Genomic DNA, 13,211 nt, shown 5'->3' with positions numbered 1-13,211 from the left:
TAAGTTATGGATATGAATAAATTAACTCAGAAATCACAGGAAGCGCTGGCGGATGCCCAAAAAGAAGCAATCCAAAGAGGCCATAGAGAGGTAGATAACGAGCACCTGCTGCTCGCGTTGCTGAAGCAGGAAAACGGTCTTATACCGAGACTGATGAGGAAGATGGACGTTCCATTGGATGCGATGATAAATGCCGTGGAAAAAGAGTTGGCGAGGCGACCAAGCATTGCAGGAGCGTCCTTGGAGGCCGGTAAAATTTATATTTCCGGCAGGTTGGGGGCTGTTTTGGTCGCAGCTGAAGAAAAAGCCAAGAAATTGAAGGACGAATATGTTTCGGTGGAGCACCTTTTCAGTGCCCTTATGGAGGAGCCGGATCCCAGCTCACCAACCAGAAAGATATTAGCTGATTTTGGGGTCGACGAGGATAGATTCTTCAAAACTCTCCAGGAGGTCAGGGGGAACCAGAGGGTTCAAAGCGCCGATCCAGAGAGTACCTATGAAGCACTTGAAAAGTACGGCAGGGACCTTGTGGCTCTTGCGAGGGCAGGGAAACTGGATCCTGTCATAGGAAGAGACGAGGAAGTAAGGCGAGTCATAAGAATCTTGAGCAGGAGAACCAAGAACAATCCGGTTCTTATAGGTGAACCTGGCGTAGGTAAGACTGCCATAGTCGAAGGTTTGGCGCAGCGGATCGTAAGAGGTGATGTGCCTGAAGGGCTCAGGGATAGGAGCATTGTGGCCCTTGACATGGGTGCCCTAGTGGCTGGTGCCAAGTACAGAGGAGAATTCGAGGAGAGACTCAAGGCTGTATTGAACGAGGTTAAAAGGAGCGAAGGTCGCATAATACTATTCATAGATGAGATCCACACTATTGTGGGTGCAGGCAGGGCAGAAGGTTCTATGGACGCGGGCAACATGTTGAAACCCATGCTTGCCAGAGGAGAGCTTCACTGTATAGGTGCTACTACTCTTGACGAGTACAGGAAATACATAGAAAAGGATGCTGCCCTGGAACGGAGGTTCCAGCCAGTGTACGTAGACCAGCCCTCAGTGGAAGATACCATATCCATCCTCAGGGGGCTTAAGGAACGTTTTGAAGTGCACCATGGCGTGCGGATACAGGATAACGCTCTTGTGGCGGCAGCGGTCCTATCTCATAGGTACATAACCGATAGGTTCCTGCCCGACAAAGCCATAGACCTTGTGGATGAAGCTTGCGCCATGGTAAGGACCGAGATCGACTCCATGCCTACGGAGCTGGACACTGTAATGAGGAGGATAATGCAGCTTGAGATAGAAGAAGCTGCCTTGAAAAAGGAGACGGATAAGGCAAGTCAGCAGAGACTTGAAAACCTGAGGAAGGAACTTCAGGAAGCAAGAGAGAAAGCAGATGCCCTGAGGGCCCAGTACGAAGTGGAGAAAAAACTGATCTCTGAGGTCCAGAGTTTGCGAGAAGAGATAGAAAAGGTAAAACATGAGATAGAGAAAGCAGAAAGAGAATATGACCTCAACAAGGCAGCCGAGCTCAAGCACGGTAAGCTTCCTGAACTTGAGATGAAACTGCAGGAGGCGCAAAAACGCCTGGAGGACTCGGGACAGAGGCTCTTGAGGGAGGAAGTAACCGAGGAAGAGATAGCCAAGGTGGTCTCCATGTGGACTGGTATTCCTGTTAGCCGTCTCATGGAGGGAGAACGAGAAAAGTTGCTTAGACTTGAAGAAGTGTTGCACCAGAGGGTTGTTGGTCAGGATGAAGCGGTAAAACTTGTGGCTGACGCGGTGCTCAGAGCCAGGTCTGGAATAAAGGATCCCAGAAGGCCTATAGGTTCCTTCATATTCTTGGGTCCTACTGGGGTTGGTAAGACGGAACTTGCCAAGACATTGGCGGAGGCCTTGTTCGACAGTGAGGATAACTTGATAAGGATAGATATGTCCGAATACATGGAGAAACATGCAGTCTCCCGATTGATAGGAGCTCCGCCTGGCTACGTGGGGTATGAAGAAGGTGGCCAGCTGACGGAAAGGGTCAGAAGGAAGCCCTACTCGGTCATCTTATTCGACGAGATAGAAAAGGCGCATCAGGATGTGTTCAACATCCTTCTTCAGGTACTGGACGATGGACGCCTCACTGACAGCCACGGAAGGACTGTGGATTTTAGAAACACCATAATAATCATGACCAGCAACATCGGAGCAACTGCCCTGATGGAGGGTATTACAGAAAGTGGAGAGATCACCGAGGAAGCTCGAAATGAAGTGACAAGGCAGCTAAGACTTCACTTCAGGCCAGAGTTCCTCAACAGGGTGGACGATGTGGTGCTGTTCAAGCCATTGAGACAAGAGGAATTGGTGAAGATAGTGGATCTGTTGACTGCAGATTTGAAGGAGAGGTTACAGGAGCGCTCCGTCACCCTTGAACTGACACAAGAAGCCAAAACCTTCATAGCGAGGGAAGGCAGCGATCCGGTGTATGGTGCGAGGCCTTTGAAGCGCTTCATTGCTCACGAGCTTGAGACCAAGATAGCGAGGATGATCCTTAAAGGAGAACTTTGCGAAGGCTCCAAGCTTACCGTTGATTCGGATGGAGAAAAACTGACCTTCTCCGTTTCCGTGTCTGCATAAAATAAAAGGGAAGACACCTTGGGGGTGTCTTCCCTTTTATTGTTATCCTTCCGTGTCCAATAACGATGTTTTTTCCGAAGCCCTCTCCAGGGTTAGGAAGAAGGCAAATCCCAAAAGGGAGAAGAGAATCCCCACGAAAAAGGGGTGTACGCTGCCCCAGAACCCTGGTGCACTGATGTTGGTGATCTTCTGAGATGTAGGTGCAAAGGCCAGTATGTACCATGTCAAAGCAGGGAGCAATCCGCTTAATGAGGTGCCCCAGAATGTTGACTTCTTTAAAGTGTCTCCCCAGACCAAAAGGGCGAGGTAAGGCACGAGAATGGCGGAGGCCAATAAGGTCCAACTAGTAGTGCATATCATCGCTATGATTTGGGAGTTTTTGGTGGCAAAGATGCCTGAGAGTACCGCACATGAGGCGACCAGGACCTTCCATATCAGGTCGTTGGGTTGTCTTCGCAGGACATCGTTGGTAATCGATCCTGCAACGATGTGAAGCAGGGCCGAGGCTGTCGATAGAGAGGCCGAGACTATCGCTATGGCGAATATCTGTCCCCCTATTTCAGGTAGAAGCTTTGAGACCAAAAGGGGTATGACTGAATCCACGGACTTTACGTCTGGGCCCAGGACCAACCTTGATAGAGCCCCAGAGAAATATGCGCCGCCTATGACTATCCCAATGCTCAACATGGCAAAGGGGATTACTTTTTTTGCCTCTTTGGGGCTCTTAAGAGCGAAGTGCCTCTGAACGAGCTGAGGTTGTGCCCAAACTCCAATGGAGGTAACTGCTACCAAAGAAAGGATGAACAAACCTCCCTGACCGGAACTTAGAGCGGTAAACCCGTTGGTTGCGGTTTCCGTGGCTTTCAGCGCTGCGAGGCGTTCTAGCCCTTCCATGGGGCCTCCTACCGCTCGGATGGTGGCAAAAAGAAGCGCCAGGACGCCTATGAGCATTATGCCTCCCTGAAGGGCCTCGGTGTACAAGACTCCCCTTAAGCCACCCCAGGATACGCTAAGTGCCACTATCATTATGATCCCCCAGAGGCAGAAGGTAACCGAAATCCCCGTCACTCCAGATAGCATGAAGGCCGCTCCCTTGAATACTGCCGATGCGTATACGATAAGAAGGGCGCTGGAAAGGCTCCCAAGGTATATTCTGAACAATTTGGAACGAGCTGCAGTTCCGAGCATCTCTGCAGGGGTGCGAGCTTTTAGTTTTCGTTGCCAAAGCCTAGTGGGCCAAGCCAGGAACCGGTACACGAACCACGTGCCCAGCCACATGTTTCCCGCTGCGATGAGAAGCATCTGCAGGCCGTAACGATAACATAGGCCGGAGAAGCCCACCAGCGCTACTGCGGATACGTAGGTTGCCACGTACGCCAAAGCCTGTACTAGAACTCCCACCTTACCGGGTAGCAACACATCCTTTCCCTTGGACCATCGCGCTAGCGTAACCAAAATGACTCCATATAAAAGCCAAACTGCAAGATTAATCATGATTCTCCCCCCTGTCTGTGATTAGTATCCATATGGGAAAGAGTATGCCAGCCAAAATTGCCAACATGGAAAATAGTACGAACCCATCGGTCTGATGCATTTTAATCACCTCCGTTTATAAATAAAAAAATCCGCCTTCCCCGATCGGGGAAGGCGGATTGGAAAGCCCTAGGTTGTGAATCTTGCACTTACCCTGCTTTCACAAAATAGCCGACCTCGCCCGAATCGGTTCGATGCGGGGTAAAGTACAAGTAATAATAGTAATCAAGGGCGAAGAATCTAGTGGCGGCCATTTTGTCCTCCATGTTTTCTTTTGTTTATATTGTGTGTTAAATTATGAGGAAGAATATCACCAAGGCTCCATGTTTGTCAACTTCTTTTTGGAAAGGAAGGGTAAACCATGGATTTCTTTACGGAACTCAAAGAACGCCTGCTGGATAGCGGAGCTGCTCTCGTGGGGTTCGCAGATCTGCATGATGTTACACCATATCCAGAACTCCCTTATGGTGTTTCCATCGGCTATCCGTTGGATCCGGAGGTCATAAAAGGGATCGTAAATGGTCCCACCCCTGATTACGCGAAACTCTACGATCACGCCAATCAGTCCTTGTCGCGTTTAGGCTCAATGGCGGAGAAAATGATACTCTCTATGGGCGCTAAAGCCAAAAGTTTGCCTCCCACGGTACATGAGGTTCCCTCAGATTTGAGGATGCCCTTGCCTCACAAGACCGTGGCTACTAGAAGCGGCCTGGGGTGGATAGGTAAATGCGCCCTACTTGTTACCGAGGAGTATGGATCGGCTCTGCGTTTTACATCTATTTTAACTGACCTTGAGGTACCCTTCGGTAAGCCGGTAGTCCAATCCAAATGCGGAGACTGCAAATGCTGCGTCAAAATTTGCCCTGTCTCTGCTCCTTCAGGTAAAAATTGGAATGTAGCCCTCGATAGGGAGGATTTCTTCGATGTTTGGAAATGTTATGAGAGAACGAAAATAGAAGCCTCAAAACCCGACATAGGCAAGTTAATATGCGGAATGTGCATAGTTGCCTGTCCCTACACGAGAAAATATATAGGGGGGTGATGCCAATGGAGATGCATTTTGAAGAAGATTTTTATCGGGAGATAATCGACAGTCTGAACGATGGGTTATATATCGTAGACAAAGATAGGGTAATAAGGTTTTGGAACAAGGCAGCGGAGAGGATAACAGGTTTTGCAGCTTGGGAGGTCTTGGGTACTCCGTGCTCCAAGGATATATTGATGCACGTTGATGAAGAGGGGAACGATCTTTGCAGGGGCATGTGTCCTTTAGCTTTGGCCATGGCGACGGGCAAAAATAGAGACGCTGAGGTTTACCTGCATCACAAAAAGGGCCACAGGGTCCCCGTGTGGGTAAGGGCGGGAGTGCTGAGAAACTCAGAGGGTGAGGTAGTGGGTGCTGTAGAGCTTTTTAGCGACATGACCTCCATAGAGGCGAACAGGTTACGGCTTATGGAGCTTGAGAGATTGGCAATGCTGGATGCCCTGACAGGTTTACCAAACAGGAGGTACATGGAGCATGAGATCAAGACCAGGATCGAGGAAAGGAAGCGCCTAAAAGTGCCTTTCGGCGTCTTGTTCATGGATATTGATCACTTCAAGAGCTTTAACGATACCCATGGGCATGAGGTGGGGGACGAGGTCCTGAAGATGTTGTCTAATACCCTTATAAACAACTCCAGGCCCTTCGATGTTTTTGGGCGCTGGGGAGGGGAGGAGTTTCTTGGAGTAATAAGGAACGTGGATCAAACGGAACTCTCAAAGGTGGCCGAGAGGATAAGGGTGCTGGTAGAGAAGTCCTTCATAGTACACGAGGGTAAGAGGTTACGTGCTACCATATCTATAGGGGCTACGTTATTTCAGGACGAAGACACCATGGAGAGCGTCATAAAAAGAGCCGATGATCTCCTCTATGAGAGCAAGAGGTCCGGCAGGAATCGGGTAACAGTAGGGTAATAGGGGCCCTTTACGTACAAGGGCCCCTATGGGAACTTTTAACATTTTTTCCGAAAGAAGTCTCCCACTTCTAAACGAAGTGGGAGATGAATTTCGGTTAGGTATAGTCTAAAGTTGTCTCTTTTTTGTGTGTTATTATATAATCAGTTTTAGAAAAATGAACCGTGGGACACACGGGGATAGCTCGGTCAATTTCTCATCATGAGATGAGATTACCCGAGAAGCCCCACCTCTAAGCGAAGCGTAGGTGGTGGGAGCATGTCACGCGGCACTTTCTTGATTCTTTGCTTTCTTTGCTGCCTTCTTCCTTGCTTCATGATTCAATATGCTCTTTCTAACCCTCACAGAGAGCGGGGTGACCTCCACCAATTCGTCTTCGGCTATCCACTCCAGTGCGGCGTCCAAGGTCAGTTTCCTGGGTACATCCAAAACTACGGTGCTTTCCTTGGTAGAGGAACGATGGTTGGTTACATGTTTTTTCTTGGTTGGATTGCAAGGCAGGTCATTGCCTCTAGAATGTTCTCCTATCACCATGCCTTCGTAGACCTTGTCCATGGGTGATATGAAGAGAACGCCTCTCTGCTGAAGGTTCTCTAGTTGGTAGCTCGTGGCTTCGCCGCTATCCATGCTCACCATGGAACCTCTGTTCCTTCCAGATATTTCGCCTCTCCAGAGGTCGTAACCTATGAACCGAGAGGACATGATTCCCAAGCCCCTGGTATCCGTCAAGAACTCAGTCCTGTAGCCGATGAGGCCCCTAGTAGGTATGTTAAATTCCAACCGCATGAGGCCAGTACCCAGATTATGGGCGCTGGTAAACTCTCCTTTCCGCCTTGAAACTTTTTCTATGACCACGCCCTGATATTCCTCTGGGACGTCCACTATCAGTTGCTCCATTGGCTCCAGCAGGTTTCCATTTTCGTCTCGTTTAGTGATGACCTCAGGCCTTGAGACGCATAGCTCCATGCCCTCTCTTCTCATTTCCTCTATGAGAATCGCAAGGTGAAGCTCTCCTCGACCTGAAACTTTCAATCCGTCAGGCCTTCCTATGTCCTCCACTCTCAAAGCCACGTTTACCCTGGCCTCCTGAAGTAGGCGTTCTTTTATTTGCCTAAGCGTCACAGCTCTGCCTTCTTTTCCCGCGAAGGGGCCGTTGTTCACCAGAAAGAACATGGAGACCGTGGGTTCCTCTATCTCCAGAGGGGAAAGGGGTTCTTGGGAGTTCTCCTCAAAGCTCAGGGTGTCACCTATGGATATATCCTCCGGACCGGCTATCCAGACCACGTCGCCCGCTGAGGCTTCCTCTACCTCCGTGAGCTTGAAGCCTTTGGTTAACCAGAGGTGAGTGACCTTTGCCCTCTCTTGGTTTATTATATCCCATTGGTTTTTATCCTTGTCCGTCCAGGCGGTGCTTGTTCTTACTATAATGTCGCCCTTTTTGATCTTTCCTTGGACTATCCTGCCGCATCCTACCCGGCCTATGTAGTCGTTCCATGTTATGCTCGTGGCTTGCATGAGAAAGGGTTTATCCAGATCTCCTTTTGGGGGAGGTACGAAATCTATTATGGTTTCAAACAGGGGATCCATTCCCCTGGGCTCGTCTTCCAAGTTTCTTACGAACCAACCGTGAAGTCCTGAGCCGTACAGAACCGGAAAGTCCGCCTGTTCCTCCGTTGCCCCTAGCTCAAGGAACAGGTCGAAGGTGGCGTTCAGGGCCTCGTTTATGGCGGCGTTTGGGCGGTCAACTTTGTTTACCACGACTATGGGCTTAAGTCCTGCCTTTAAGGCCCGCATTAGCACGTATCTTGTTTGAGGCATCGGACCTTCATTGGCGTCTACCAAGAGCAAGGCGGAGTCCACCATGGATATTATGCGCTCTACTTCTCCGGAGAAGTCGGCATGTCCTGGCGTGTCAATTATGTTGATCAGGTAATCGTTCCATTCGACGGAACAGTGTTTTGCCCGGATGGTAATGCCCCTTTCCCTCTCTAGGGCATTGTTGTCCATTATTCTTTCTTCTACCCTGGCGTTATCCCGGAAGAGCTTTGCGGCCTTGAAGACCGAATCAAGCAGCGTGGTCTTGCCGTGGTCTATGTGGGCTATTATGGCAACGTTTCGTATTTTCGATATGTCTCTCATTAAATTCTACCCTCCTGATTGTACTGCAAGCGCAAAAGCCTAAATAAGACTAAACAGAGATGTATTATACTGCAATTTTCAGAAAAGGCCATAATATTCTCCCTGTTGTCGGGCATTCAACCAATTTCCCAATGAATGGGTTTTCCTTGAGGGGTATGGCAAGGAGCATGACAATAAGGTATACTTTCTCGATGAGTATTTTGGTTATTTGGCGAAAGCGCTAACAAAGAAAAGGAAGTGGTAGAGTGCTTATTGCTGTATTGGTGAAACAAGTTCCTGATTCAGACGAAGTTAAGATGGACGAAGAAAAGGGTACTATGGTGAGGTCTGGAGTCGGAGCCATAATCAATCCTCTGGATCTTCACGCCATTGAGTGCGCTATTGATTTGAGGGAAAAGTTTGGAGGCAAGGTGAGAGTCTTTTCCATGGGCCCGCCTCAGGCCGAGGAGGCCTTAAGGGAGGCCGTTGCCCTTGGGGTTGATGAGGTGTTTTTACTTACTGACCCTTGTTTTGCGGCAGCTGACACGTGGGCTACAGCAAAGACCCTTGCAGCTGCGATAGCTAAAACGGGGCCCTACGACTTGATCTTGGCAGGGGAAAAAGCTACTGATGGAGAAACAGGCCAGGTGGGGCCTGAGGTGGCTGTCATGTTGGGCCTTCCCTTCAGCACGTATGTGAGTCAATTGGACATCGAAAAGGATTCTGCCGTAGTTCGAAGAACTGTGGAGGATGGTGTGGAGATACAGAGACTACCCCTGCCCTGCCTACTTACGGTCCTTAGGGACCTCAACGAGCCTTCGATGCCTACCCTTGCAGGTAAGAAAAAGGCCAGGCGTTTCGACGTTGTCAAATGGGATCACGAAAAGGTAGGCCTAAATCCTGAGGAGGTTGGACTTTCAGGTTCGCCCACGAGGGTAGTAAAGATCTTCTATCCTAAGGTTACTAGGGAAGGGGCCTTTTACAAAGGAAAGGATCTCGACAAGGGGATAGAGCATCTTTTGAAGGAGCTTCACTCCATGGGAGTTTTGGATGGAGGTAAGGATAATGCAGAGAAGTAATCGTTCTGGTGAGATTCTAGTTATAGGAGAGATAAGGGAAGGGACCCTTCATTCTGCGACGGTAGAGCTTACGGCCAAGGCCAGGGAGCTGGCTGACAGATTAGGAACAAAGGTCACGACTCTACTGATGTACGACCGCGTTGACATGAACGTGGAAGACCTTGCATGGTGGGGAGCCGATGTGGTTTTGTGCGTCGTAGGGGAGCCGTTTAGGTACTTCAATCAAGAGGTATATACGAATGTCATAAGCTACTTGATAAAGGGAAGGAACCCCCAGATAGTTTTGGCCCCAGCGACTACTTCAGGAAGAACATACATGCCTGCGGTGGCGGCCAAAGTTCATACAGGCCTCACAGCAGACTGCACGGGTCTGGATATAGATGCTGATACTGGCCTTCTCTTGCAGACTAGGCCAGCAATTGGAGGCAACATAATGGCCACCATCCAAACGCCCAACCACTTGCCTCAGATGGCGACGGTAAGACCCAGGACCTTCCCTGTCCCCAAGCCCAACAGAGGACGCAAAGCCCGAGTTGAGCATCCAGACCTTCCTGGAGAAGTTTTCACAAGCTCCATTGAGGTCTTGGGCAAGGAACACCAGGAGGGAATGGATGTCAATATTCAAGACCTTGATGTCGTAGTCTCTGGTGGTAAGGGGCTTAAGAAGGCTGAGAATTTCAACCTATTGAGGGAGTTGGCGTCCCTTCTTGGTGGAGGCGTCGGTGCTAGCAGGGCTGCAGTAGATAACAAGTGGATAAGCTATCCTCATCAGGTTGGTCTGAGCGGTAAGGTGGTCTCTCCTAAGGTTTATTTTGCGGTGGGGATCTCCGGGTCGGTTCAGCACCTTGCAGGAATGCAGACAGCGGATTTCGTGGTGGCCATAAATAAAGATCCCGAGGCTCCTATATTCAGAGTTGCAGACATTGCCCTTTGTGGAGACCTTTTCGATATAGTCCCCAGGATAATAGAGAAGATAAAAGAGCAAAGGGGGAAAGAGTAGTGACTGCTTTCATGCCTGTAACCGACAAAGTAATAGAGGACCTCTGCGCAATAGTGGGACCTCATAACGTATCCGTAGATGAGGAAAAAAGGCTCGCATATTCCAGGGACGAAGTGGGAGTGCAGTTTTGGGACCGCCAGTACTGTGCAGACGTTGTGGTATTCCCTGAGAGCACAGAACATGTCTCCAGAATCATGGCATATGCGAACGATAAAGTTATTCCTGTGACTCCGAGGGGGGCAGGCACAGGCCTTTCTGGAGGGGCAGTTCCCGCTTTTGGTGGGATAATTATGTCCTTTGAGAAGATGAACCGCATTTTGGAGTTGGACCTGGAGAACCTTACAGTTACAGTTGAACCTGGAGTCGTTACCTCGGAGATACAGTCGGTGGCGATGAAGCATTCCCTTCAGTACGCAGGGGACCCATGCAGTGGAGACGCATCCTTCATAGGAGGCAACGTGGCCGAGAACGCCGGAGGCAACAAGGTCATAAAATATGGAACCACTGGGGCGAACGTTTTGGGCCTTGAAGTAGTCTTGCCCTCTGGGGAGATCACTTGGTTTGGAGGAAAAAGGCGCAAGGACGTTACCGGTTTGGACCTGGTCCATCTTATGGTTGGTTCGGAAGGAACTTTGGGTGTGGTGACCAAGATTATCCTCAAATTGGTTCCCCTTCAGGAGCGGATAGTGGATCTTTTGGTTCCGTTCGAAAAGGTAGAAGATGCCATATCCTTTGTTCCCAAGGTCATAACTGAGGCGAAGATAGTTCCAGTAGCATTGGAGTTCATGGATAGAAGGGCGCTCAAGATAGTTTCCCGATATCTTGGAAGTTCATTGCCTTTCGATGATGCTGGAGCCCATTTGATAATACAATTGGAAGGGAACGATCCCGAAGTATTGGCCGATGAGTATGAAAAGGTTGGGGACATGTGCCTGGAAAGTGGTGCTCTTGAAGTCTTCGTTGCCGACAATCGCAACTTTAGAGAAAAACTCTGGAAGGCCAGAAAAGGTATAGCGGAAGCCGTCATGGCCTTCTATACCAAGTATGCAAAAGAGGATATCTCTGTGCCCATAAAGGAAGTTCCTGCACTTATAAAGGCGGTCGACGAGGTCTGCAGAAAGTGGGACCTGGAGGCAGCAAATTATGGTCACGCAGGGGATGGGAACGTGCATATTAACCTCTTGGCAGGAGAGGACCGAGTAGATTGGCATGAGGCCATAGAGGGAGCAAGAATAGACCTCTACGAAGTTACGAAGAAACTGGGAGGTACCCTGTCAGGGGAACATGGAATAGGGTTAAAACGCAAAAAGTACATTGGTATGTTCCTTGATGAAGCTCAGATAAGGTTGATAAAGGGTATAAAGCAGGTCTTCGATCCTAAAGGGATATTGAACCCTGGCAAATTGGTGGAGTAGCTTCCCGGAGTTAGAGCTTTCTCTCCTTTGTGAAGTGCTCTTTGATTTTTCTCTGTAAGGCTTCGTCCGATAGAAACCGAACTACCAAAAGGGCTAACGCAGCTGCCCCTTTTACGAGGGCGCTGCGAGCTTCCTTTGTCTTGGTGGCCGCGGCGAACTCGGGAGTGTGTCTTTTGATTTTTCCCCCGCTTATGGATATTAGGGGGTGGACGGTGGGGCAAACTTGGCTAACGTTGCCTACATCGGAAGCCCCATCGAACTCCCCGGGAGGGAATTTTTCTGGGTCCATTTGCAAGGACGTCATGACCTCAAACAAGGCGTCCTCTGCTGGTTTGTTTGGGAAAAATTCCCAAATGTCCCTTTCTGTTATTTTGTGTACAAATATAAGGTTCCTTTTTTCTGCTATCTGGTAGGCCGCTTGATAAAGCTCTTCAAGAAAGTCATCGATCTTTATCTTTTTGGTGGAGCAGAAGGCGAAGCGAGCTGTTGTCTCGGAAAGTGTTTCAAGAGGGTCTTTGCCGCATTTTAATATCACTCCGTTTGCCAGGGGGCCATGTTCCTGAAGTTTTTCCAGAGTAGTGATCAAGTCCCCCATTGCTCCTAAGGGATTAGGTCCCTTAATCTGCCCCCAAATTGGCTTCTTTTTACCTTCGACAAATGAGAAATCTCTGGTGCTCATAGCCAGGGAACGAAAGTGTGCGCGGCTTTTTCCGGAGGTTGCGTGAGACATAAGGGCTAGGTTGGTTTCGCTAAAATGTCCTTCGGTCACCAAATGGGCCTTGAAGTTGCCTTTTTCCTCCGAGGGGGTTCCGAACACTGTGATCCGAAAAGGAGGAAGGCTGGAAGAAAGAAAAGACAGCAATACAGCTGCAAGACTGGTCATGGCGCCGCTGAGGTTATGCCCACATCCGTGGCCTATCCCCTCAAGAGCGTCATATTCCACCAAGAAGGCAAAATTCAACCTTCCTTGGCCATAAGTCGCCCTGAAGGCTGTTTCTGAGTCAGCGAAGGGTTTTTCTATAGTGAAACCAAATTGCTTTAGGGTTTCTGCGTGCAAGTTAGAAGCATTGTACTCTTGTGATGAAATTTCTGGAGCGTCAGCCAAGGTGTTGCAGAGCTTCCAAAAGATACCTGAGAGCCTAGCGCTTAACGTAAGTATTTCTTCAGTCCTAATCATAAAGCATGTATGTAATGAGAGTTTTGCGGGAGAGGCTCAAAGCTTCTCCCGCAAAATTTGAGTTTTTTAAAGTTTCTCTGGTTCGCATAGGTTTTCTGCTCTTTTTGCCGCACGGCCGCATCTTTTGCATATATACTGAGCGTCCTTTACCAACCCCTTGTAGTGGTCTAGGTTAGCCTCCAGTAGGCCTAAATTATGGAGATAGCACAAGTGATTTTCGTGATCCTCATGAGGCATATTGAACTTTGACATCTTATACTCCCCCTCGTATAATATGTCTTAGAAATTATCAAGAAGTTTTTATAGCTTCTTGA

10 protein-coding genes are annotated in these 13,211 nt (G+C 49.1%); 6 read left to right on the top strand and 4 right to left on the bottom strand.

Annotated elements, in window-relative coordinates; all coding sequences use genetic code 11:
* Positions 1-6: 6 nt before the first annotated feature.
* Entirely contained in the window at positions 7-2,619 is a 2,613-nt protein-coding gene (gene clpB, locus V7Z69_RS03510) for an ATP-dependent chaperone ClpB (RefSeq protein ID WP_014163729.1), read from the top strand.
* A 42-nt stretch (positions 2,620-2,661) separates the two neighbouring features.
* Here the strand turns inward: clpB and V7Z69_RS03505 are convergent, their stop codons facing one another.
* Positions 2,662-4,113, bottom strand: a complete 1,452-nt coding sequence (locus V7Z69_RS03505; protein WP_014163728.1) for a sodium:solute symporter family protein — start codon at positions 4,111-4,113, stop codon at positions 2,662-2,664.
* Between the two features lie 400 nt (positions 4,114-4,513).
* Between V7Z69_RS03505 and V7Z69_RS03500 the strand changes: the two genes are divergently transcribed.
* Both V7Z69_RS03500 and V7Z69_RS03495 read left to right on the top strand, forming a co-directional pair.
* A complete protein-coding gene (locus tag V7Z69_RS03500) occupies positions 4,514-5,194 on the top strand; it encodes an epoxyqueuosine reductase (RefSeq protein WP_014163725.1) in 681 nt (226 codons plus the stop codon).
* Between the two features lie 5 nt (positions 5,195-5,199).
* The gene (locus V7Z69_RS03495) at positions 5,200-6,108 is read left to right on the top strand and encodes a diguanylate cyclase (protein ID WP_334138554.1); all 909 of its coding nucleotides are present in this window, start codon (positions 5,200-5,202) and stop codon (positions 6,106-6,108) included.
* A 261-nt stretch (positions 6,109-6,369) separates the two neighbouring features.
* On the opposite strand, the gene typA is transcribed toward V7Z69_RS03495, so the two are convergent.
* Complete coding sequence (gene typA / locus V7Z69_RS03490) at positions 6,370-8,247, bottom strand: translational GTPase TypA (protein ID WP_014163723.1); 1,878 nt, start codon at positions 8,245-8,247, stop codon at positions 6,370-6,372.
* Positions 8,248-8,492: 245 nt separating this feature from the next.
* Here typA and V7Z69_RS03485 point away from each other — a divergent pair, with 245 nt between their 5' ends.
* Genes V7Z69_RS03485 through V7Z69_RS03475 form a run of 3 tightly spaced genes read left to right on the top strand, consistent with a single transcriptional unit; the run spans position 8,493 to position 11,720 of the window.
* Positions 8,493-9,305: an electron transfer flavoprotein subunit beta/FixA family protein gene (locus tag V7Z69_RS03485; protein WP_014163722.1), complete on the top strand. Its 813-nt coding sequence runs from the start codon at positions 8,493-8,495 to the stop codon at positions 9,303-9,305.
* The gene (locus tag V7Z69_RS03480) at positions 9,292-10,305 is read left to right on the top strand and encodes an electron transfer flavoprotein subunit alpha/FixB family protein (protein WP_014163721.1); all 1,014 of its coding nucleotides are present in this window, start codon (positions 9,292-9,294) and stop codon (positions 10,303-10,305) included. The genes V7Z69_RS03485 and V7Z69_RS03480 overlap by 14 nt, the downstream gene beginning before the upstream one ends.
* On the top strand, positions 10,305-11,720 hold the full coding sequence (locus V7Z69_RS03475; RefSeq protein WP_014163720.1) for an FAD-binding oxidoreductase: 1,416 nt from the start codon (positions 10,305-10,307) through the stop codon (positions 11,718-11,720). The genes V7Z69_RS03480 and V7Z69_RS03475 overlap by 1 nt, the downstream gene beginning before the upstream one ends.
* A 10-nt stretch (positions 11,721-11,730) precedes the next feature.
* Here the strand turns inward: V7Z69_RS03475 and V7Z69_RS03470 are convergent, their stop codons facing one another.
* Both V7Z69_RS03470 and V7Z69_RS03465 read right to left on the bottom strand, forming a co-directional pair.
* Positions 11,731-12,897, bottom strand: a complete 1,167-nt coding sequence (locus V7Z69_RS03470; protein ID WP_014163719.1) for a zinc-binding metallopeptidase family protein — start codon at positions 12,895-12,897, stop codon at positions 11,731-11,733.
* A 66-nt stretch (positions 12,898-12,963) separates the two neighbouring features.
* Positions 12,964-13,149 (bottom strand): hypothetical protein, encoded by a 186-nt coding sequence (locus V7Z69_RS03465; protein WP_014163718.1) that lies wholly within the window; start codon positions 13,147-13,149, stop codon positions 12,964-12,966.
* Positions 13,150-13,211 lie beyond the last annotated feature (62 nt).

It is taken from the genome of Thermovirga lienii (assembly GCF_036847465.1).
GTDB classification, from domain to species: Bacteria; Synergistota; Synergistia; order Synergistales; family Thermovirgaceae; genus Thermovirga; species Thermovirga lienii.
Note: the sequence above shows the minus strand (reverse complement) of the source record. Positions and strands in the feature narration are given on the sequence as shown.